The sequence below is a fragment of the Exiguobacterium sp. UBA3968 genome, assembly GCF_002385115.1.
In the GTDB taxonomy this organism is placed as follows: domain Bacteria; phylum Bacillota; class Bacilli; order Exiguobacteriales; family Exiguobacteriaceae; genus Exiguobacterium_A.
Map to the genome: position 1 here is coordinate 858,990 of NZ_DGCW01000005.1, position 23,035 is coordinate 882,024.

21 protein-coding genes and 1 riboswitch are annotated in these 23,035 nt (G+C 49.8%); of the genes, 9 read left to right on the forward strand and 12 right to left on the reverse strand.

The features are described 5' to 3' along the window. Positions 1-183 precede the first annotated feature (183 nt). Genes B3S86_RS06195 through B3S86_RS06205 form a run of 3 tightly spaced genes read right to left on the reverse strand, consistent with a single transcriptional unit; the run spans position 184 to position 3,112 of the window. Positions 184-1,158, reverse strand: coding sequence for a hypothetical protein (locus B3S86_RS06195; protein ID WP_035407970.1), 975 nt, complete (start codon positions 1,156-1,158; stop codon positions 184-186). Next, positions 1,155-2,201 carry a DUF58 domain-containing protein gene (locus B3S86_RS06200; protein ID WP_035407969.1) on the reverse strand — a complete coding sequence of 349 codons (1,047 nt, stop codon included), beginning with the start codon at positions 2,199-2,201 and terminating at the stop codon, positions 1,155-1,157. Before B3S86_RS06200 ends, B3S86_RS06195 begins: the two co-directional genes overlap by 4 nt. 2 nt (positions 2,202-2,203) lie before the next feature. Then, positions 2,204-3,112 carry an AAA family ATPase gene (locus B3S86_RS06205; RefSeq protein ID WP_290750418.1) on the reverse strand — a complete coding sequence of 303 codons (909 nt, stop codon included), beginning with the start codon at positions 3,110-3,112 and terminating at the stop codon, positions 2,204-2,206. 224 nt (positions 3,113-3,336) lie between these two features. Here B3S86_RS06205 and B3S86_RS06210 point away from each other — a divergent pair, with 224 nt between their 5' ends. Further along, complete coding sequence (locus B3S86_RS06210) at positions 3,337-3,564, forward strand: hypothetical protein (protein WP_290750421.1); 228 nt, start codon at positions 3,337-3,339, stop codon at positions 3,562-3,564. A gap of 33 nt (positions 3,565-3,597) precedes the next feature. On the opposite strand, the gene B3S86_RS06215 is transcribed toward B3S86_RS06210, so the two are convergent. The 9 genes from B3S86_RS06215 to B3S86_RS06255 all read right to left on the reverse strand — a co-directional run bounded on the left by B3S86_RS06215 (position 3,598) and on the right by B3S86_RS06255 (position 12,731). Then, entirely contained in the window at positions 3,598-3,813 is a 216-nt protein-coding gene (locus B3S86_RS06215) for a DUF3006 domain-containing protein (protein WP_290750423.1), read from the reverse strand. 21 nt (positions 3,814-3,834) lie between these two features. Next, complete coding sequence (locus B3S86_RS06220) at positions 3,835-4,695, reverse strand: ComEC/Rec2 family competence protein (protein WP_414651178.1); 861 nt, start codon at positions 4,693-4,695, stop codon at positions 3,835-3,837. After that, positions 4,692-5,243 (reverse strand): histidine phosphatase family protein, encoded by a 552-nt coding sequence (locus B3S86_RS06225; RefSeq protein ID WP_035407960.1) that lies wholly within the window; start codon positions 5,241-5,243, stop codon positions 4,692-4,694. Before B3S86_RS06225 ends, B3S86_RS06220 begins: the two co-directional genes overlap by 4 nt. A 46-nt stretch (positions 5,244-5,289) precedes the next feature. Continuing rightward, positions 5,290-6,084, reverse strand: a complete 795-nt coding sequence (locus tag B3S86_RS06230) for a DUF3307 domain-containing protein (protein WP_290750431.1) — start codon at positions 6,082-6,084, stop codon at positions 5,290-5,292. Beyond that, positions 6,081-6,728, reverse strand: a complete 648-nt coding sequence (locus B3S86_RS06235) for a hypothetical protein (protein WP_035407956.1) — start codon at positions 6,726-6,728, stop codon at positions 6,081-6,083. Before B3S86_RS06235 ends, B3S86_RS06230 begins: the two co-directional genes overlap by 4 nt. Before the next feature lie 286 nt (positions 6,729-7,014). After that, entirely contained in the window at positions 7,015-7,485 is a 471-nt protein-coding gene (locus B3S86_RS06240) for an NUDIX domain-containing protein (RefSeq protein WP_230088538.1), read from the reverse strand. Between the two features lie 297 nt (positions 7,486-7,782). Further along, positions 7,783-10,188 (reverse strand): DNA topoisomerase IV subunit A, encoded by a 2,406-nt coding sequence (gene parC / locus B3S86_RS06245; RefSeq protein WP_290750437.1) that lies wholly within the window; start codon positions 10,186-10,188, stop codon positions 7,783-7,785. Next, a complete protein-coding gene (gene parE / locus B3S86_RS06250) occupies positions 10,181-12,151 on the reverse strand; it encodes a DNA topoisomerase IV subunit B (protein ID WP_035407952.1) in 1,971 nt (656 codons plus the stop codon). The genes parC and parE overlap by 8 nt, the downstream gene beginning before the upstream one ends. A gap of 178 nt (positions 12,152-12,329) precedes the next feature. Beyond that, a complete protein-coding gene (locus B3S86_RS06255) occupies positions 12,330-12,731 on the reverse strand; it encodes a CoA-binding protein (RefSeq protein WP_290750444.1) in 402 nt (133 codons plus the stop codon). A gap of 429 nt (positions 12,732-13,160) precedes the next feature. On the opposite strand from B3S86_RS06255, the gene B3S86_RS06260 reads away from it, so the two are divergent. The 8 genes from B3S86_RS06260 (at position 13,161) to B3S86_RS06295 (ending at position 22,983) form a co-directional block, all read left to right on the forward strand. Continuing rightward, a complete protein-coding gene (locus tag B3S86_RS06260) occupies positions 13,161-14,201 on the forward strand; it encodes a tyrosine-type recombinase/integrase (protein ID WP_290750448.1) in 1,041 nt (346 codons plus the stop codon). Positions 14,202-14,231: 30 nt separating this feature from the next. Continuing rightward, the gene (locus tag B3S86_RS06265; RefSeq protein WP_290750451.1) at positions 14,232-16,841 is read left to right on the forward strand and encodes a DEAD/DEAH box helicase; all 2,610 of its coding nucleotides are present in this window, start codon (positions 14,232-14,234) and stop codon (positions 16,839-16,841) included. Then, positions 16,838-17,368: a glycerol-3-phosphate acyltransferase gene (locus B3S86_RS06270; protein WP_290750455.1), complete on the forward strand. Its 531-nt coding sequence runs from the start codon at positions 16,838-16,840 to the stop codon at positions 17,366-17,368. Before B3S86_RS06265 ends, B3S86_RS06270 begins: the two co-directional genes overlap by 4 nt. Positions 17,369-17,381: 13 nt before the next feature. After that, positions 17,382-18,932 carry a GNAT family N-acetyltransferase gene (locus B3S86_RS06275; RefSeq protein WP_056061463.1) on the forward strand — a complete coding sequence of 517 codons (1,551 nt, stop codon included), beginning with the start codon at positions 17,382-17,384 and terminating at the stop codon, positions 18,930-18,932. A gap of 291 nt (positions 18,933-19,223) precedes the next feature. After that, on the forward strand, positions 19,224-19,895 hold the full coding sequence (locus B3S86_RS06280; RefSeq protein WP_290750462.1) for a 50S ribosomal protein L25/general stress protein Ctc: 672 nt from the start codon (positions 19,224-19,226) through the stop codon (positions 19,893-19,895). 95 nt (positions 19,896-19,990) lie between these two features. After that, positions 19,991-20,090, forward strand: a riboswitch (TPP riboswitch). 100 nt (positions 20,091-20,190) lie between these two features. Next, positions 20,191-20,763: an ECF transporter S component gene (locus tag B3S86_RS06285; RefSeq protein WP_290750465.1), complete on the forward strand. Its 573-nt coding sequence runs from the start codon at positions 20,191-20,193 to the stop codon at positions 20,761-20,763. Next, positions 20,760-22,289: an ABC transporter ATP-binding protein gene (locus B3S86_RS06290; protein ID WP_290750468.1), complete on the forward strand. Its 1,530-nt coding sequence runs from the start codon at positions 20,760-20,762 to the stop codon at positions 22,287-22,289. Before B3S86_RS06285 ends, B3S86_RS06290 begins: the two co-directional genes overlap by 4 nt. Then, positions 22,261-22,983 carry an energy-coupling factor transporter transmembrane component T family protein gene (locus B3S86_RS06295; protein WP_290750471.1) on the forward strand — a complete coding sequence of 241 codons (723 nt, stop codon included), beginning with the start codon at positions 22,261-22,263 and terminating at the stop codon, positions 22,981-22,983. The genes B3S86_RS06290 and B3S86_RS06295 overlap by 29 nt, the downstream gene beginning before the upstream one ends. Positions 22,984-23,035 lie beyond the last annotated feature (52 nt).

A 23,035-nucleotide genomic window follows, 5' to 3' on the forward strand; every position in this document is an offset into this window, starting at 1 on the left:
GTTTTTCGTCCATCGAAATGTTTTGTTGGCGCTAAGACGATTTCCCGGATATTGACATGTTGTGGTGGCACGATGGTGGATCAAACCATCTCTGCGACTGGTGACTTGCGACGACACTACGCAATCAATTGATGCGCACTTAATGCGACAAAAAGCCCTTGCTCCACGAGCAAAGGCTTTTTGTTAACGTTCGATTTGTTCGCGTACTTGACGCCGGAACGTTTGGATATCATAGGCGGGTTCGCTTGTACTGAATTCAATCCCGTCGATTAAACGCGCATTGGATGACGCATCCGGGAACTCAATCCGCATCAACCACTCAAGCGTCGTCTCCTCATGACGTCTTGGGAAGGCTTGTTCAAGTTGCGAAGCAATCTTCAGCAACGGGTGATGACTATAACGTTTTGGAGCATGCGTTCGTACCTGTTTGGAACGTTTGACAGTCTGTTCCATTTCAATCGGAATGACTTTTCGCTTCCGGATGACGTACAGCGTGATTGCAACGAACAATACAGTCACGATTGCCGTCACGATCCAAATCCAATGTGACGTTCCCGCTTGGACCGTTGCTTGTTTGACGTCTTCCACGCTTTTGATGTTTTCAAGTCCCATCGCACGGTTCGTCATGTTGTCCGCTTTTCGTCCGAGTGGCTCCGTCCAAAGGAAGAGGGAGCCAAATGCTTCAAACAGCGGTCGGATCGAATTCGTCACGGACCCTACGAGTACTTCCTTCGTCAATCGAAAAAGACCGGCTAAAAGGAGCCCTAACGTCAACATCAGACCAACTGTTGAGAATATACGTCGCCATTCTGTCATATAGGTGACGACGAATGGATACGCGACGACAAGGAAGAGGAGCAAAAAGGCACCAAGCGGTGGAGTCACACCTGGGAATAGAATCATCACGCCACCGACGATCAGTCCACTTGCGGCGTAACGCCAAGCTGACTCGACCGTATCAAGAAATGCGGTCCAGGCGACGAAGATAAGAGCTAAAATACAAGCAACCGGAGATAGAATGAACAATAATCCCGCTGCGAGTAGCTGTAGTCCAATCCGAAGCGAGCGGTGCGGCACGAAGGCAAGTGCCGGGAAAACGAGTGCTAGATAGAACGGAACGGGTAACAGACTCGCTAGGAAAATCCACCAGAGAATCATGCGCTCACCCCTTTCTGCCGATGACCGAGATGGATCTCTGCCGTCGTTGACGGAACGCTCCGTTGTAAGCGTTTCGTGAAATAGCGGCGCTCGAGTGGTAAGTCATATTCCGAGATCCGGGCAAGACATTCCATCGTCCGCAGGAACTGATGTTTCCCCGTACCGGACGGGACATGATACCACTGACCCGTTCGATTGACCATCGAGATCCAAAGACTGTAGGAAGCGCCTTGTTTTTCGAGTTCGCGGATGATTGTTGCGGCACGCGATAAGAGTTTCTCGAAGTCAGAGCGGAGGGCGAGCCCGTCTGCTGACAGACCATCGACGATCACGGCATAATCATGATTACGTTTCCGATCATATTGATACGAATACAGTTCGTTTGTCTTTGCATAGGCAGACCAATAGATCGATTTCGCATCTCCGGAATAGGGAACGACTGAATGAAAACTCGAACGATCCGAAAACGGACTCGAACGATCAATCGTCTCACCCGGAATCATCCGCTCGTTCCACTCGACGGACGCTGGTGCGAAGTCCGGGAAGACATGCCCAAGTTCCTGGATGTCGAGCGTGATATAGATCGTCATCAGATGAAACGGATCCGAGATCATGATGTCAAACGATTGAATCCGAATCGTTCCTCGCTGTGCGGCGATGACATCGATTGAAAACGGGACGATCGTCTGTTTACCGACATACATGTGTTGACGCCAAAACTGACTATTCGCGTCAGGAAGCTTGATTTGATCCCCGAGTAGACCGGAAATCGTAATCCGTCCAAGCGGTAACTTCGTCGGATTCGTCAGCTCGAACGGAATCTGGATCGCTTCTTCCCGGAAAGCACGGACTGTCTCAAGGAGACGGACGTGGATCCGCTTCGCGACATATTCAAGATAATAGGGCATCACCCAGCCGTATATCGTATAGGCAAATAACAAGGCCGCCATCCAAACAGGACCATAGAGTCCGACGATGATCCCACTTGCGCCCGTCATGGTGAGAATGATGAGGTTAAAGGCTTTTGGTGTGATCAATTGCATGATTACACCTCAGTCGGAACGGTGAGTGAATCGAGAACCTGCTGAACGAGACGTTCGTTCGACAACTTCAGCGTCGCTTCGAGTGTTAGGACGAGTCGGTGAGCGAGAAGCGGCGTTGCTAAGTGTTTGACGTCCTCTGGTGTGACGTACGTCCGCTCTTGCATCCAAGCACGCGCTTTTGCTGCCTTTAAAAGGGCGAGTGTCGCTCGTGGACTTGGTCCAATCTCAACGTCACGATGGGCGCGGAGTGCGTCACAGACATCAAGTAAGTAATTTTCGACGCTGTCCTCAATCGTGACAGCAACCACTTCCTCTTTCCAGTCATTGAGTTGTTCGAGCGGAATCTGTAGTTCGGCTGCTGTTAAGTGCGCTCCACGTAATAATGCCTTCTCCGCCTGACGTGTCAGCGGAGCGAACGACAACTTGAACAAGAAACGGTCGAGTTGGGCATGCGGCAGCGGGAATGTACCGTGTCCATCAAACGGATTTTGTGTCGCGATGACAAGAAAGTGTTGGGGTAGCGTATACGACATATCACCAATTGTCACTTGCGCCTCTGCCATGGCTTCAAGGAGAGCGGACTGGGTCCGTGGAGTCGTTCGGTTGATCTCATCAACGAGGACAATGTTGGCAAACAGCGGACCAAACCGTTGTTCAAACGATCCTGTCAGCGGGTTGAACAGCTCCATCCCAAGTAGATCAGTAGGTAACGTATCCGCTGTACATTGAATACGTGAGAACTTCGCTTCGAGTGTCTGCGCCAGCGCTTTTGCTAGTGTCGTCTTACCAGTCCCCGGACGGTCTTCGAGCAACACATGGCCTTCCGCGAGCAAACCCATCAATAAATGATCAATCACATCGTCCTGACCAAGGACAGATTGTTTGAGTGATGTCCGTAACGTTTGAAACATGGATGATTCCCCCTTTAAGATACATCGTATTTCTAAAGTGTACGAAAATTCAGAAAAAACCGCTAGTAATTTTCCTAAAACGATTGGTCTAGAAATACGTCTACCTTTTATACTACCATTTTCATCCAAAAGTTTCGTAAAATATCAAAAACATTGAAACAGGATTAGAAAGTCATTTATCGAATAATGTATTTAGGGTTGCTAAGATAAGGAGGAATGGACTCATGAAACAATACACTACGGAATCCGATACCACTCCAGTCGTTCAACATGACGTCGTCCATAGTCCGCTCGATGATTACCAACGCGTCGTTTCCGGAGGTCCCCCGAATCGTCGTGCCTTTGCCGCGATCGGTCGACTCCCAATCGCATTACGTTTGCTTACGTATACGCTTGGTTTCTTATTCACAGCAAGCATCCTCACTGGACTCATCATCAGTCTACTTGATTAAAAAAGACTCCCTCAGCGCACCGAGGGAATCCCATCATTCTTCAAAGAGATCATCCATCAGCTCGGTGATCTCTTTTTTACGCTCGTTCGTCTCGTTGCGTAAGATCCGAATCGAGCGTCCGCTCCAATCGAGTCGGTCGCCAATCGTCGCTTGGCGCGGTAAACGACTTTTCGGTAACGTGATCGTCTCACGGTCGTCGGTCTCACAAATTGCTAGATCATCTTCAAAATCAGCTACGGTCAATCGCATCTGATACACCTCCGCGTCTAGTTATTCCGGTCGTAAATCAGGCCGGTTCGATTCCTTGATACCGTCACCAGTCGAGATATACTGAATCGTTCCACTTTGATCGGTTCGGTCAATCGTAATCCGTTCTGCCTTCAGTTCTTGTAAGACGGAAGGACGTGGGTGACGATAAGCATTGTCCTTTCCGGCTGAGATCAAGGCACGTTTTGGTGATACAGCTTGTAGGAAGGGCAGGGAGGACGATGTGTCTGCCCCGTGATGTCCAAGCTTTAAGACATCAGCACGTACATCGGTGTTTGACTCGAGTAATTGTTGTTCAGTTCGGATCGGCGCGTCGCCCATGAAGAGGAAGCGGTCTTGTCCATGTTCGACCCGGAGGACGGCACTCCAGCTGTTAAGATCCTGTGTCCCGTCTGTTAGAGGAGCAAGGAACGTAAAGCGTGCGGCTTCACTCGGTATTTTAAGACCTGCTTTAACTGACTTGATCGTCACTCCTTCGCGTTTGACGGCAAGGAGGAAATCGCGATACGTCTCCGTCGTATGCGTGACTCGCGGGGCATAGACGCTGTCGACTGGAAAGGCATCGAGGACGGTATCGAGTCCACCGATATGATCGGCGTCCGGATGTGTCGCAATGACCGCTGTTAAGCGTTTGATACCCAATTTTTGCAGGTAGCGGACGACATCTTCGCCTTTGCCGTTATTCCCACCATCAATCAAGATCGCATCTTCCTTCGTTCGGATGAACGTGCTATCTCCTTGACCGACGTCAAAACCATAGATTTCCATCTGTCCTGCCGTCGGGGCAGGGGGTTCTTCGTCCCGTGTCGTATAGAAGATGACGATTAAACAGAGTGCTAATAGAATCGTTGATCCCCATTTCAACATGTCGGTTCCTCTTTCTCGAACAGATACAGCATGCCATTGCGCGGATGACCGAACCGTGGTCCGCTGTAACCGCGTCGTTTTAAGGCAGCGCGCATCAGAATCATCATGCCGCCGTGACCGACGAGTAGAACCCGTTCGTCGTCTTCGAACATTAATTGATTTAAGAGCACTTCAATCCGTTCATTCGCATCCTTGATTTCGGCTTGAATTCGTTTACTGAACGGGGCTGCGAATCGACCGAGAACCGCCCAGCCGAGGAACGGTAATCGGAGATTCGACCGAATCGTCGGAAACGGCACTTCACGCAGCAGATCCGTCACGATGATTTCTTGATCATAAACGCTTTGCGCCGTCTGAACGGCACGCGGCATGCTACTGGCATAACAGACTGTCCAGTCAATCTGACCGAGCTCGACCGGTTGAATATCGATCTCTGACGTATCATACCGTTCAATCCATTTTTCAATATCGCTAGCGCTAATCCAGCCTTTCGTCGGATATCCTTCCGTCACCCGGTGATGCCTGACTAATCCAATTTGTTTCATATGTCGTACGACGGATTACACCGTCTCCCTCACTTTCATTCATCGTTTATAAAGCGACACGGATTGCCAGTCCACATAAAATCGCTCCTAAGATACTGAGCAAGCTCCCGATGATGTAATATTCCGCAAAGCGGCGATCTTCAAACTGTTTAAAACGAGCCAATGCCTTCAAGGCAATGATGAAGCCAATGGCTCCAGTTGCATTCGTGACAACGAGCAGGGTGATGATTGCTCGTTCGACGAGACCGATATAACGTCCGATCCCGATTAATTCCGTCGTATAACTGCGCGCAGAATCTTCGACTTCGTGCGTGACGGTCCGCGAGATGCCATCTAATTGCTCTTTGCGTGTCACTTTCCGCTCAAAATGCGCTTCAATCAACCGCGGCGCGAATGGTGCGAGCATCAAGGCGATTCCGTGACCGAGTAACTCCGTCGTCACTAAACTAAAGCAAAGAATCCACAGGATCTGCTCCGGTCGCGAGAACGACAACGACCAATCGATCGGAACGAACACCCATGTCAAAGCGATGATGGCAACGATATGTAACGCTTGATCAATCCAGTATGCCACTGCTTGTTTGACGCGGCGTTTGAGCGGGGAAGCATCGAGTAGGGCGTGAAACACGAGAATGCTGCCTCCAAGCCATCCGGCGATGTCGATGGTCAATTCCCCTTGGATGACGAAGAACGCAAGCACAAGTAGCATCAGAGCCGCATGAACGGCAAGATGTTGGAGTAAGATGCGTTGGTGTCGATGTTTCAGTTGCGCCATTCGTTTCGTCTGTAATGGAAAATCAGCAAGTAGATGGACAAGTAAAAGACTGAGTAAGACGGTCACCGAATCGCCTCCCAGACTTGGAATTGCTCCAGTGCCTGGGTCAAGGCAGCTTCAAGTCGCTTCCGTTGCTTACGCTGCGAGCGGGAGACGAGTTTTGCGACATTTACGCGGGCATCTTGTTCCTTGAAGCCCATCTTCAGTCCGATCTCCTCATACGTATCATCCGGATATCGATCCATCAACCGGTGCAGTTCAATCTGACGGTCCGTCTTCCCGAAGTAAGCCGGATACAGCATTTCGAGATAACCGTTTAGCAAGGCAGTCGGTAAGTAGGGCGGTCCAGCAAAGGCAATCCGCGATGGAAGCGTCTTCGCTAATTCCTGTGCTTCGAATGCATGAATGATCGCACTACCATTGGCTTCTTCAGCCCGTGTCGTCGAAATCGTCTCATATTGACCAAATCCGATCCCGATGTAACCTGGCAATTCTTGATTCAATAAGTGCAGAATGACCGGATAACTGACCGGATAATCCGCGAATACCGCTAGTAAACTATCGCCGGATTTGATTTGAAACGGAACAATACTCAATGGAAATGCTGTATTCAAATCGTTCGCGAGTACACGAAGCGCTTGAAGTAACGCTTCTTTGCTCGGATAATCGCGGGAGCCTTTGACATCAAACGACAAAGCAACAGCTTGCATGACGATTCCTCCAATTCATTTGTTACCACAATCATGGAAACATTTAATTTGTTACCGTTAAAAAGGTAACATTTGCAGTGTTACTGTTATTAGAGTAACAAAGAATAAGTAAGAAGACCAACAGGACGATAGACCGATTTTTAAATGGCAGGGAGGATAAATGAATCTGACTAAAATATCATTTTTTTATTTAAGTTAACATAACATATATTATCAATAGTTATAAGAATTCGTCTCATAATCAAGGTAAACTTAAGATAGTGAGACAAAACAAAAAAACACGGGATTAACCGTGTTTTCGACAATCATACGGACGTGTCCGTTCCAATCGATGAATCAAACGATCCAAGAATATATGATGGCGGCGTTCGAGTTGCGTGATCCGTTCAAGCGGCAACCACGCGAAATCAAAGAAATCACCGCAATCCTGACCGTCACCAGCAACACAATGCGTCCAGCGGTTCTCTTGGCATTCAATGTGCGCATGATAGAAATACGTGTAATGCACCCGCATTCGCTCCGGATAACGCATCTCTTCTTCGCCGATGTACTGGACGGATGCTAACGAGAGACCACTTTCCTCAAGCGTCTCACGGACAGCCGCTTCTTTTGCGATTTCAGCATCTTCGATCGTACCTGCAGGAATCTGCCAATCACTCTCAGGAGCCGATTGTGGATGAAAAACAAGTAGTTCCCATCCGTTAGGTTTTTCCCGAGTGATATAGATTGCTACTTTTTCGCGACGTCTGAATTTCATCTTCATCACCTCTCCAAGGTCGGCAGATTGCACAACAAGCAGCTAAAGGGACGGTCCCGTAGCTGCTTGATCAATTGACGCTATAAGCAAAGCTGCGGAGACGCGTGACCCGACGCTTGTTCGTGACGAATCGTGACCTGACTATTTCTTCTATTGTAGCCGTTATTGGTCAGTGTTTCAATTTGTAAACGATATTTCTAGCGATAAATCTCAAAATTCCGAGCATTCGTCTCAAAATTCCCTCTCCTGCCCTGCTAAATCTAAAAAAGCTCCCCCGTTATCCGGAGGAGCCTTATCTCATCGTGTATACCAGTCGAGCAATGGACCGAATTTCTCTTCATCATAGGCGAATGAACCGTTCGATAAGCGGTCGAGGAACGATAACGAACCGATTTGGATCGTTTTCTCCTGCTCTTTCCCGCTGAGAACTAATTCCTTTGCTTGCGTGACATCGATCAATGCTGCGACCCGGTGTGGCTTTGACTTCAAATCACGCAGTAACTGTAAGCCACGGAGCGCACGGCTCGAGACTTGGAACTGATCCGCGAGACGCATCTTCTTCAAGGCACCCCGTTGCGTCAAAAGAACGATCTGCGGCGCTTCCTTGAAGCCGATCGCACCCGCGACGACGTCCTGATCCTTCAGGTTGATTGCCTTGACACCGGCAGCCCGGACACCGACGACCGGGACGTCATCTTCCGTGAACCAGAGCCCGAAACCGTTCTGTGTCGCAAGGAACAGGTCCGTTTGACCCGTCGAGACCTGAGCGTACAAGACTTCGTCGTCTGCCTTCAGACGGACGCCTTGGAGTGGTTTTGACTTCCGCTGTGCATTGTAATCACTCAGTTTCGAGCGTTTGACCATCCCTTGACGGGTAACGAACAAGCAGTGATGGGCTTCATCGAACGAGCGGACGAGATCCGCTGAGAGAACCCGGTCACCCGGTTCGAGAGGGACGAGGTTCGCGACGTGTTGACCGCCATCTTTCCATTTCGTATCCGGCAATTGGTGGACCGGAATCAGCAAGTAGTTTCCGCGAACGGTCCAGACAATCAAGTGATTGGTCGTCATCGCTTGCCCTTGGAGCAACGGACGATCCTGTTCCTTCAAGTCCGGTAAGTCGTTCGAGGCACCGAATGAACGGAGTGATGAACGTTTGACGTAACCGTTCTTCGACAGGAAGACCATCGTTTCCTCGACAGCAATCATGACTTCCGTCTTCAGCTTCAGTTCTTCTACTTCCGCTTCGATCGTCGAGCGACGTTTATCCGCGACTTGTTCCTTCAAGACCGTCAACTCCTTGATGATGAGACGATTACGTGTCTTTTCATCGTTGAGGATCTTCTCAAGACGAGCGATCTCCTTCTCGAGTTTTGCCGCTTCTTCCTGCAACTCGACGATATCGGTATTCGTTAACCGGTAGAGTTGAAGCATGACGACGGCTTCCGCTTGACGGTCGGTGAAGTTGAACCGCGCAATCAGCTTGTCCTTCGCATCTGCTTTATTCGATGCAGAACGGATCAAGGCAAGTGTCTCATCGAGGACAGAGATCGCTGTCATCAAGGCGGAGACGACTTCCTGGCGGCGTTTCGCTTGCTCAAGATCAAATGCTGTCCGACGGATGACGACTTCCTTGACGTGTGCGAGATACGCATCGAGGAGCGTCAAGACGCCCATTTGCCGCGGTGTCCGCTCGTGGATCGCGACCATATTGTAGTTATAGGCAATTTGTAGATCCGTTTGTTTGAGATAGAAGTGTAAGACACCTTCCGCGTCCGCTTCCTTTTTCAACTCGATGACGACCCGTAAACCGTCACGATCAGTCTCATCACGGACTTCGGCGACACCTTCAACCTTTTTATCAAGACGGAGTTCTTCCATTCGTTTGACGAGATTGGCTTTATTGACCTCATACGGGAGCTCAGTGATAACGATTTGCTGGCGACCGCCCCGCAATGTCTCAATCGTTGAACGCGAACGGATGATAACTTTCCCACGTCCTGTCTCGAACGCCTTTTTGATGCCGTCAAGACCTTGGACGACACCACCAGTTGGGAAATCAGGGCCTTGCATGTGCGTCAATAAGTCATCGACGTTCTGAACCGTACCGGAGATCCGACCGATCGCAGCATCAAGGACTTCCCCCGCGTGGTGCGGTGGAATCTCGGTTGCGTAACCGGCGGAAATCCCCGTCGAACCGTTCATCAGCAGGTTCGGTAGTAATGATGGTAAGACGAGTGGTTCCTCCGTCGTATCATCGAAGTTGAGCGTGTAATCGACAGTCTGTTTATTGATCCCGTCGAGAATGAGACTCGAGACTTTCGAAAGACGGGCTTCCGTATACCGCATCGCTGCCGCGCTATCGCCGTCGATTGATCCATTGTTTCCTTGCATATCGATCAACGGATAACGGAGCTTCCACTCTTGGCTCAAGCGGACCATTGCTTCATAGACCGATGAGTCACCATGCGGATGGTAGTTACCGATGACGACGCCGACCGTCTTCGCCGATTTCCGGTAAGCACGGTCGAACAGGTTTCCTTCCGTATGCATCGCATACAAGATCCGGCGTTGTACTGGTTTCAGACCATCACGGGCATCCGGTAAGGCACGATCTTGAATGATATATTTCGAATAACGACCAAACCGGTCGCCGACGACTTGCTCGAGCGACAGGTTCAGGATGTTTTGTAGATTAGACATGTTCGTTCACACTCTCTTTCGTCACGTGCTCATTCTCGATGATCGAGAGGTCTTCTGCGAGACCGAAGGCGACATTGTCCTCGATCCACGTCCGGCGGTGTCCGACGTTATCTCCCATCAGGACAGAGACGCGTTTTTCCGCTACGGCAGCATCGTCGATCGTAACCCGGATCAATGTCCGTGTCTCGGGATCCATCGTCGTTTCCCAGAGTTGCGGTGCGTTCATCTCCCCAAGTCCTTTGTAACGCTGGATCATATAACCTTTACCGAATTTCTTCGTCGTTTTCTTAAGTGTCTCTTCATCCCAGACGTATTCGAACTTCTCCGATTTGCCTTTCCCTTTTGAGACACGGTAGAGCGGTGGTAAAGCAACGAAGACCTTCCCAGCGTCAATCAATGGGCGCATGTAGCGGAAGAAGAAAGTCAGCAATAAGACTTGGATATGCGCGCCATCGGTATCGGCATCGGTCATGATGATGACTTTGTCGAAATTACAATCTGACAAGTCGAAATCAGCTCCGACACCGCCGCCAATCGCGTGAATGATCGTGTTGATCTCTTCATTCTTCATGATATCGGCAAGTTTCGCTTTCTCTGTGTTCAAGACCTTACCACGAAGTGGAAGGATCGCTTGGAACGTCCGGTTTCGTCCTTGTTTTGCAGAACCACCAGCAGAATCACCCTCGACGAGGAACAATTCATTCTTGTCCGCGTTTTTTGAAGCCGCAGGTGTCAGTTTTCCGTTCAAGATGCTCGAACGTTTTTTCTTTTTCCCGTTTCGTGCTTCTTCGCGCGCTTTCCGTGCCGCTTCCCGGGCTTGCGCAGCGCGAATTGCTTTTTTGATCAACAGCGTCGCCGTTTGTGGATTCTCTTCCAAGTACGTCGAGAGACGACGACTGATGACAGCGTCACAGCTCGTCCGCGCTTCCGGTGAGCCGAGTTTCGACTTCGTTTGCCCTTCGAACTGGAGGAATTCTTCTGGGATCCGGATCGAGACGATCATCGTCAACCCTTCGCGGATATCATTTCCGTCAAGGTTCTTATCCTTTTCCTTCAAAAGCGTGTTTTTCCGGGCATATTCATTCATGACCCGTGTCATTGCTGTTTTTGCCCCGACTTCATGTGTGCCACCGTCGCGTGTCCGGACGTTGTTGACGAACGAAAGGACGTTTTCCGAGTACGCATCCGTGAACTGAAAGGCGATATCGACTTCGATCTCGTTTTCCGTTCCTTCGAATGCAACTGTCGGATGAAGCGTATCTTTATCATCGTTCAAGTACTGAACGAATTCGCTGACACCGTCTTGGTACTGGAAGATATCCTGTTTGTCGGACCGTTCGTCCGTCAACGTAATCTTCAGACCTTTTAGCAAGAAGGCTGATTCGCGTAAGCGTTCCGCAAGCGTATCGTAGTTGTATGTCAACGTACTGAAGATCGAGCCATCTGGTTTAAAGTAGACGCTCGTTCCTTTTTGACGCGTCGTACCCGTTTCAAGCAACGTCGTCTTCGGAATCCCGCCGTTTTCAAACGTTTGCTCATATTGTTTCCCGTCACGGAAGATCGTTACTTTCAAATCCGTTGATAAGGCGTTAACGACCGATGCCCCGACGCCGTGTAAGCCACCGGACGTCTTATATCCACCTTGACCGAACTTACCACCGGCGTGAAGGACCGTGAAGATGACTTCAGCAGTCGGTTTTCCCGATGCATGCATCCCCGTCGGCATCCCACGTCCATGGTCACGGACCGTGATCGCATTATCTTTATGGATCGTGACATCAATTTGTTCCCCGAATCCTGCAAGTGCCTCATCGATTGCGTTATCAACGATCTCGTAGACGAGATGGTGAAGTCCACGGTGATCGGTAGAACCGATATACATACCTGGGCGCTTCCGGACTGCTTCGAGTCCTTCGAGCACCTGTATGGCATCATCATTGTAGTTATTTAAGTCTGTCGCCATTCAATTCACCTCAAAATTCGAAATTACGACGTCGTTTTTACAAACGTTCGTTCGTTATTTCAAGTAGTCTGTCTCTAATTGTAGGCATCTTCTTGCTTCCTGACAAGCATAACCTGTAATGGGCATGAAAAAAGACACCTTCACGAACGGGTGAAGATGCCTAAAGTCGTGCGATGACTTACAGGTATTGATGTTCGATTTTGATGCAACGATTCTCAATATATGGAATGCCAGCGCCGAGCGCCAGACTCTCTGCTTCGACACTTGAGAGACCAAGTTGATTCCAGATCATCCCGACGTCACCGTGAGCGATAGCATCTTTCGCGACATCCGCCAAAAACTCAGACCGACGGAAAACGTCAACGATATCGATGTGTCCTGGAACGCTTGCAACACTTGGATAGACTTTTTGACCGTTCCACTCGTTTAACGTTGGATTGACCGGAATGACTTCGTACCCGTGTTGAACCAAGTAGTCAGCAATCCAGTTCGCCGTCTTCCCAGAATCACTTGAGACACCGACGACCGCAATTCGTTTCGCATCCTTCAAATACTGACGTGCTTGTTGATCGGTAATCATTTAGAACTCCCCCTTATGAAAATAACTCTTACCTAACACTCTATACCCGAACCAAGATGAAGTATGCGAAATCGAGCACGTTTTCGACGTTTTTCAGAAAGCGTCTTGAAATCAAATGAGTCGACCAATGACCCATCAGACGTCTTCTCGATGCAACTGAGAGCGAAATTGACTATTCATTCTTTTTTAGTTATTTAGGTGACATAATACTATTATTGTTATTAAAGAGACTCTACAACCCTTAAATCTCTAAAAATAGGTTAAATTCTCACGTGCATCGAGTTGACCAACGACCCATCCGATGCATTGTCGATGCAACTGAGCGCTCCCTGTCTGACAATTTAACATTGCGTGAAATAACTATTTCACGCAAACAAGTGCCTGACGTATCAACGTTTGGTATACTACTACTAGAGGGGTGATTGTCGGATGAGTTTATTTAAAAACCTAGGAAAAACAATACATAAAACGACCGTTTCGGCTACAGCACCAGCGATTCCCGGTTATGAGCGGATGCCACGCTTCATTCAGTCCTATTTGGATCAGTTAGCAGCCAAACATTTCTCATTAGCAACGATGCGTCGGTACGTCTATGACTATGAAGCGTTCTTCCAATTCGTCGCTGCGGCGTCAGGTGAAGAGGTAACAGCGCGAGATATTCCGCTTGAAGCATTCGTCGAGATCGATGCAGCAGGAATCGAAGCCTACGCCGAATACCTTGCCTTAACGAAACAAAATGCACCGAGCGTCATCAACCGGAAGTTATCAGCGTTACAGTCACTGTTTCGTTATTTGGTCGATACCGGTCAGTTGTCGGAAAACCCGGTCGCCAAAGTCAATCGACCGAAACAAGCGAAACGGGAACCGGTTTATCTGACAAAACGCGAATGGGACGAATTGATTCAGTTATTACCGTCAAACGTTGAGATGAATGCCCGTGAAGCGTCGCATTATGAACGGGATCGTGTCCGCGACGTGACGTTATTCCAATTACTTGGCTATAGCGGGATGCGTTTAAGTGAGATGACGCAACTCGTCTGGAACGATGTCGATTTCCACGAAAATACGCTCCGCGTCATCGGGAAAGGCAATAAAGAACGATTGATTCCACTTGCGAAACCAGCACGAATTGCCTTACGCAAATACGCGATCCATTATCAGATGCCAACGAGCGGCGCCGTACCTGTCTTCCAAAAACACGGGAAACCACTCAGCCCACGGGCAGTCCAGCATATTTTGCAGCGGCACACGGAACGACTGAAGCCAGTCCTCCCCTTTTTAGAGCGCAAAAAAATTACGCCACATAAACTACGACATACGTTTGCGACACGACTTGCGACCGGCGGGGTCGACGTCCTGACGATCCAGCAGTTACTCGGTCACGAATCCGTCGCAACAACGCAGGTCTATGCCCATATCGGTGATTCGGAGAAAAAACGCGCCGTCGATTTATTTGATGGTGAACGATAATAATATTATGTTAACTAAAGGAGGGATTTCATGAATTACGGACTCAGTGAACGTAAAATCAAACAGATGTCTGATGCCTATGCCTTTCGACGGGGAAAGAAGTATGTCGCTGCCCGAAAGGTCACGTTACACAATTACCGGATGGGTGACGAGCTAATTGAAGCGAGCGTAGACGGTGAGGAACGATTCACGGTGACGGTCCGCGTCAAGGCGCACGGCGTCGACGCTGGCTGTAACTGTCCGTCGCTTGCGATGGATACGTCATTTTGTGGACACATCGTCGCTGTTTTGCTGGCGATGCATCATGTGCAGGCACACGGCACACCAACACCGCTCTCGCCGCAAATCCGCCCTTTTACGGCAATTCAAGTCGACGACGCAGGCGCGCGCAACTATTTACGCAGTCTCACACCTGATCGTCGGGTGACGATTCATTTCGAACTGACTGGACCCGTCGTGACGCTCAAACGATTGACGGATAAACAGCAGCATCAACTGTCCCTGCCCTACTTCGATCGTTTGCTTGGACAGACAGAGTATTTGCAGCGGGTTGCGGATGTTTCGTTCAGTCCTGATTTACAGGAACGGATCGTTTCCGGTACACCGATCGCTAAGCTCCATCTCGATCGAACGGCTCAGAAAGTTGAAGTCCGCGTGTCGTTTGATTATCAAGGGATTCAGCTGAATCCACTCGACGAGACGATTTATGCTGGACGGGATCAAGTAACGGAGCAAAGTGTCTTACGCTATTTACGTGAATTCCAAGCGACACCATCGAATTCGCACTATGTCATCACCAGTGACGCCGCGCAGTATGCTTTTTTGCGGAGTCTGCTTGACGAACGGGTTGCGCTCGGTCAACTGGAGTTATTTGCAACGCAAGCCATCCGAACGACGTTACCAAAAGGACCCTTTCATCCGCGGATCGAAGTCGACGTGACAGACCGCCTCGACTGGCTCGTATTCAACTTTTCGATGGACGGAATTCCAGAAGACGAGCTGAAACGTGTCCTGAAGTCGCTCGTCTTACAAAAACGCTATCATCGCTTGAAATCCGGACAGTTCGTATCTTTAGAGACACGGGCCTTTCAGCAGTTGCAACGGGTTCTCGCCCAGATGGAAGCGAGTGAACGCGACTTACACGACGGGCGACTCGTCTTACCTGCCGTCCGGAACATGAAGCATCTGATCGGTGCCTCCATCCTGCATCTCCATGCCGATTTGCTCGAGAAATGGTTCGAATTGAAATCCGGACAAGGATTCCGGCTCGACTTGCCGAATTCATTAGAGTCACAACTCTATCCGTATCAACGGACGGGCATTCAATTTCTAAAGAATTTGGACGCGCACCGATGTCACGGCATCTTGGCCGATGAGATGGGGCTTGGAAAGACAATTCAAGCGATTGGTTATATAGCAACGATTTCGGATAGTCGTGCACTGATCGTCGCACCAGCATCACTGCTCCGCAACTGGGAGGCGGAACTGAAGCGCTTTTTACCCGGTCGACCGGTTCATGTCGTGACGGGTTCTCAAACTAGCCGACTTTCCGAACTGGAGTACTTGGCTGAAAACACAGTGACGATCGTCTCCTACACGACGCTTCGGACCGACGTCCGTCGCCACCCTGTATATGACGTCGTTTTCTTTGATGAAGCACAGCACTTGAAGAATCCGCAGTCACAAACGGTCAGTCAACTGCGACATCTGCAAGCAAAACGCCGGTTCGCCTTGACGGGAACTCCACTTGAGAATCGACCGCGCGATATCTGGTCGATTTTCCATGTCTTGTTTCCGGAATTACTGCCGGATTTAGCGACGTTTGAGAAATGGTCGTTTGATGACATGCAACAATTCATTCAACCATTTTTATTACGGCGTGAGAAAAATAATGTCTTACAGGACTTACCAAAGAAGCAGATCGAGCATCATTATGTCGAGCTCGGACCGAATCAAAAACGGTTATATGCGTCGTATCTCGCCAAATTGCAACTCGAGACGCTGCAGCATTTAGACGAAACGAAACGTGAAGATCGTTTGAAGTTACTGGCGGGCTTAACGCGGTTGCGGCAAATTTGCAACGATCCGGGATTATTCGTCGAGGGGTACACAGGGGAAGCAACGAAACGAACGCGTCTGCTCTCACTGATTGCAGAAAAACGAGCAGCCGGAAAACGGATCTTGATCTTCTCACAGTATACGCAAATGCTCGAGCGCATTCGTTCGGATCTCGCGCAACGTCACCTCCCCCACTTCCTATTGACGGGTGAGACACCGCTCGAAGACCGGGTCGCGTTATGCGACCGGTTCAATGACGGTGAAGTCGATCTCTTCTTGATTTCGCTGAAAGCTGGCGGAACGGGACTCAACCTCGCCTCCGCTGATACCGTCATCCTGTTTGACAGCTGGTGGAATCCGGCCGTCGAACAACAGGCAGCTGATCGCGCCCATCGGCTTGGACAACAGTCTGACGTGACGGTCATCAAATTGCTGACACGCGGAACGATCGAAGAGAAGATGACGGAATTACAAGATCGAAAAGCCAAAATGGTCGATGCCGTCCTGACGGCTCCAGACAGTGACGCCTTGACCGTCAAGGAACTCGTTCATCTCGTAACGACAAAGGAGGAACAACGGTGATCCTTGATCTCCTGCTTGGTTATCTCATCGGTAGCATTTTAGGTGGTACGCTCTTTAAGTACATTAGTCGTACCGATTTGGCACAGGTCGGTTCCGGAAACATCGGTGCCCGCAATGCCCATCGTGCCGGTGGGCTTCCGGCTTTTTTATTCGTTTATCTGTTTGATGCCACGAAGACAGTCTTTGCGTTGCAGATCACTGACACGTTTTATCCGGTCGCCCTCGCCGTGCTCATCGGTCACTTGTTTCCGTTGTTTCACCCACGACGCGGCGGTAAAGGGTACGCTGTATTTTCCGGAATCGTCTTCGCTATCACGCCATGGGCATATCTTGCCGGATTAGGTATACTCGGTTTGTCTTATCTCGTAACGAAAGATAGTGTCAAAGCGGGACTTATTCCGGTCGTTTTACTTCCGTTACTACCCGTCTTCTTAGACGCAGGGTCAGTCAATATCTTGTGTACCGTTGCCGTAAGTCTACTTGTCCTGTGGGCTCATGATGCACTCCACAAGCCAGCCATTACATAAGGAGGACGTCTCCATGATCGACTTTTCCATTGCAACTGCGGACGACGCGGAAGCAATCCATGAATTGAACTACCTCACCTTTACAGAAGAGATTCCGCAACATCAACCGAACATCGAACGGAAACGAATTGACCGGTTTCATGATCAGAACACTTACTTGATCGGTAAGGAAGACGATCGACTCGTCGCGATGATCGCCATTCGAAAGCATCGTCCCTTTTCGCTTGAGGAAAAGGGCGTGACGCTAGAAGAGACACTGACGGACCCAGCGGAAATCCGCTTACTTAGCGTTCGTCCCGAATACCGCAATAGTCGTACGTTCATGCAATTGATGCGCTTTTTAATGGTCTACCTCGAGCGGGAGACGATTGATCATGTTTATATCAGTGGTACGACGCGGGAAGCAAAACTATACGCGCGGTTCGGCTTCACACCGATTGCAGCTACGCTTGGTAGTGGTGACGCCCAGTTTGTACCGATGTTGTTGTCGCGCGCAACATACGAACGATCCGTCATCGCGGATGTCTTACGTCCCCTGCATTTTCTAGCCGGTCCGGTCGAGGTTGCGCCGACGGTCCGTCAAGCGGCGCAACAAGCACCGCGTCCACACCGGACGGCCTCGATGCGGCAGCTCGATCAAGATTTACGTGGCCGAATGTGTCAGTTGCTGGATTTGCCACATGTCTCGATGGCCGTCGGCAGCGGTACGCTCGCCAATGATATTGTCGCGCAACAACTCACTGGACATGGATTGATCCTGAACGGCGGCGAGTTCGGTCAACGCTTGATTGATCACGCGGCACGTGCCGGCAAGTCCTTTGATGTCCATACGCTTCCCCCCGGTCACCCGATCGACTTGAAGCAACTCGCTCATCAATTGAGGCAAACGGCATACAACTGGATCTGGTTGACGCATTGTGAGACGTCAACGGGTGTTCTCTATGATCTTGATGCAGTAAAAGTGCTGTTAGATCAACGAACCGCACTCGTCGTCGATGCGATCAGCGCTGTTGGAACCGGACATTTCTCATACGATGGCTGCACTTTCGTCACGACTGTTTCCGGGAAAGCGATTGGTGGTTTACCGGGTCTTGCGTTCATTGGTCACGCAGATCGCGTCCTACCTTCTCTCTGTATTCCCCGTTATCTGGATTTAGGACTCTATGCGGAAGGGGTTGCCTTTTCCGGCTCGTCGAACCTGTTGCTTGCCTGTCAGGCAGCGCTTGATGCCCTCGATCTTAATCAAGCAGCAATCAAGATGACCTATCTCGAACAAGCCGTCCGCGCAACTGGATTCCAACTCCTCGCACAACAAGAAGCACAAGCGCCGGGAATACTGACGATCGTTCATCCGTCCGCAACTGATTTAGGCGACGCTCTGCGCATTCAGGGGTATCACGTCCAGTACGAAAGCGACTATCTCGTTTACAATCAGTGGCTGCAAATTTCGACGATGGGACAGACGACGATGCGGCAAATTGAACGCCTCGTTCGTGTTTTAGTTCGTGAAAATCAACGAATCATCATAAAGAATGAAAAAAACGAAAGACCTCTCAACCCCTGATTTCAAGCGGTTTGGAGGTCTTTCGACTTCAAAAAGATAAAAAAAGAGGTTTATGGATTTAAAACATAGGGGTATAAACTCATTAGCACCGCATCAAACCGGTGACTTACTCACACATGTTTCTCAATATCAGCGTAATGACCTGGGAGAGAAATGCAAAGTCACGAAAGCGTCAGATTCATGAGAGTCTGAAACCGATTGTCTTAGCATGATTCATATTGTTCAGGATTCGTCCTGCTCCTACATTCATTACCTTTTGAGGGCTATACCAAATTCAAGGGGGAAATGAACATGTCAGTTAATTTAACAGCCGAAAAACGCGAGGTACGTCCACGCTCACTCCGTAAACAATTGCGTCATGAAGGAAAAGCTCTTGGCGTCGTGTATGGTTACAAAGTGGAAAGTACACCAATCGCATTTGAAGAAAAAGAATTGCTTAAAATCGTCCGAGAAAACGGTGAAAACGTCTTGATTTCACTCAAACTCGACGGCAAAAATATTAACGTCTTGATCAATTGCCGTGATATGGATGTCTTCACACCAACAGTCGATCACGTTGAATTCATCGCCGTGAAAATGGATGAAGAAACAGAAGTCGAAGCAGACGTTGTACTCGTTGGCGAAGCAGCCGGTGCAAAAGTTGGTGGCTTCCTATCACAAACACTCTTTAAAGTAACAGTCGCCGCTACACCAGATAAATTACCAGAGAACGTCGAAGTCGACGTCACGAACCTCGAAATCGGCGATTCGATTTCTGTAGCCGATCTTCCAGAACAAAAAGATTTCCGCATCGTTACAGAAGGCGATATTCAAGTCGCAGCTGTCGTCGAATCGACACTCGAGCAGGATCTTGAAGAAATCGAGGAAGCAGAGGCACAAGCAGAAGCTGGCGAAGACAACGAAGCGGAAGCAACAGAAGCGTCTTCAGAAGAAACAGCTGAAGAGAACGAAGACAATAAATAAGTCGTTTAACGATACGCCCTTTGCGGCGTATCGTTTTTTTGTGTCTTGACAACAGACGCTGGATTGCCTAAAGTGAACAGCGTATCACCTATTACCATATCCACTAGGGGAGCCCAATTGGCTGAGACGATTCACTTCGGACCCTTCGAACCTGATCTAGTTCATACTAGCGTAGGAAAGTGGAGCGATCACATCCAATGACTCCTGCTGCGCGCAGTTTTTCTGAGGACCGCTCTCTTTTTTACGGAGGGCGGTCTTTTTTGGCGTCTCCCCCATTCAAAGGAGGACGTATCTAATGCAACACTGGAAAATGAAAGAAATCATGGTCATGATGATGCTCGCCGTCGCTTGCGGCGTCATCTATCTTGGTTGGTCAACACTCTGGTTGCCGATCTCAGCGATCTTCGGTCCTGTCGGTGCCAACTGGATGTTTGGCATTTGGATCATTGCGAGTCCGCTCGTCGCAGCAATCATTCAAAAGCCAGGTGCCGCTTTAATTGCGGAAGTCGTCGCGGCAGCCGTCGAACTGTTCACGGGAAGTCATTTTGGTTTATCCGCTCTTCTGATCGGAGTCTGCCAAGGACTTGGTGCGGAACTCGTCTTCGCGATGACGCGTTACCGTCGTTATGACACATGGACCTTGATGTTATCGGGTGTCGGAGCCGCGATTGGTAGCATCGTTTATAGTCTAATCGCGAACGGATTCGGTTACTACACAACGACGACGTTGCTTGCGACAACTGGCTTACAATTGATCAGCGGCGCATTACTCGGTGGCTTGCTTGCAGCCATTCTCGTCCGTCGCCTTGTTGCGACTGGTGTCTTGAACGGGTTTGCGGCAGGACGTACGAAACGAGAAATCGCATGATTACTGTCGACGACCTCAGCATCCGCTATCCCGGTCAGATGAAATCGGTGCTCAATCATGTATCGCTGACGATTGAGCAAGGGACGACCCTTCTGCTCGGACGAAGTGGGAGTGGCAAGACGACATTACTTCATGCCCTTGCCGGACTGACACCGGAAACGATTGAAGTCGAACAGACTGGTACCGTTACCCGGTCCGGTTCGGTCGGAATCTTGTTTCAAAATCCAGAAGAACAGTTCTGCATGGAGACGATCGGACGCGAAATCGCTTTTAGTTTAGAAAATCGCTCGATTCCGCGCGTGGAGATGGATGAACGAATTGAACGCTTACTCGCACTCGTCGGTCTCCCCCTCCCCTTCTCGACACCGATCGCGAGTCTATCCGGTGGAATGAAACAGCGTCTCGCGCTCGCAGCGGTCCTAGCACTTGAGCCGACGATCTTATTACTCGATGAACCAACGGCTCAGATTGATCCAATCGGACAACATGAGCTGATGGCGTTGATTTTTCGGATTCAAAAAGAACACGATTTAACGATCGTCTTGATCGAACACCAACTCGATGTCTGTTTGTCGTACGTCGACCAGGTCGTCTTGCTTGAGGACGGATCGATTACTGCGACAGCAGATCCACGGGATCTGTTCCCCCAGGATTACAAAGAGCTTCAAACGAAAGGTATTGCCGTTCCCTCTTTGTATCCGTATACGTTAGAGACATTACCCATAGATGGACCGCAAGCGGCGCGACTTCATGTGCCTTCCCCCGACGCTACAGCTGGTCGCTCTTTGTTACACGTCGCTGCATTATCGACGAAAGCACCATATCCGCTGACCGATGCGACATTTTCCCTGCAGACAGGAGAATGGGTGATGCTGCTTGGGGCAAATGGATCCGGGAAAAGTACATTGCTTGCGACACTCGGGCGGTTGCTTCCCAATCGTGGAACGTATCAGCTCCAGGGACGTCCGGTTCATCGTTACTCCCGGCGTCGCTTTTATGAGCACGTTGGCTATGTCTTTCAACAACCGGATCTGCAGTTTCTTAAGCTGACGGTCGAAGCGGAAATCGACTGGAGCCACCGGGCAGCGACGAACGTTAAGCGCGCGGCGTTGCTCGAACGGCTGGAACTGACATCTGTCAAACAGCAGTCACCACTTGCTCTTAGTACGGGGCAACAACGACGGCTCAGCGTCGCAACGATGCTCGGACAAACGAAAGACTTATTGTTGCTCGATGAACCGACCTTCGGACAAGATGGATTGACGACACGACGCTTAATGGAACAGTTACAGATGGAACAACAGAACGGTACGACACTCGTCATGGCGACGCATGATATGGAGCTCGTCGCCCGGTATGCGGATCGTGTCCTCGTCATGGAGCAAGGACGGATTGCTTTTGACGGTCGCCCAAGCGAGTTATTCGCTGACGTTCCATTACTCGAGCGCTGTCAGCTACAACGTCCACTTTCGTACCAATTCCAGGAGGTGAAACGTGATGCAAACGAACTTGTCCCCGTTCGCTAAACTCAATCCCGTCATTAAGGGAGGCGGATTGTTTTTGATCATGTTTGCCTTGATTGCAACGAATGACTGGGTCAAAACGTTAGTATTTCTGAGTTTTGCTATCGCAATGCTACTCCTCTCCGGATGGGGTCCTTTTGATTTCTTGAAGCGACTTGCGCCGTATAGTCTATTATTCTTATTGACGTTCTGGATGATGGCGGCTTTCGGCAAAGGAACGAATACTCTTTGGTCGTTTGGTTGGTTTCATGTCACGTCGGAAAGCGTCGCGCACGGCTGGTTACTTGCCTTGCGGATGGCCACGTTCGTCTGCTTGAGCCTCGCTTTCGTCACGACGACCGACGCGACCCGTTTCGTAATGAGCTTGATCCATCAGGCGAAGTTATCACCCCGCTTTGCTTACGGATTCCTTGCCGGGATTCGCTTTCTGCCGCAACTGGTCGAAGAAGTCCGCGTTTTGCGGCAAGTCCGGATGATTCGCAATGTGCACAGTCGCTTTCCTGGTGATGGATTTCTTTCAATTGGCTTACCGCTCTTCTCACGATCGATCCAGCGGGCAGAACGGATGGCGATTGCTCTCGAAGCCCGTCACTTTTCAGCAGAGCGAACGTATTACGAGGTACCGGTCGTTCAGCGTCAGGATATTATTTATCTCGTGATCATCCTCCTATTCATCAGTCTTGTCTTTTGGCTATGATTACCGCCACCCGTATCCGGGTACACTCTAGCAAGACAGATTGAAGGAGAAC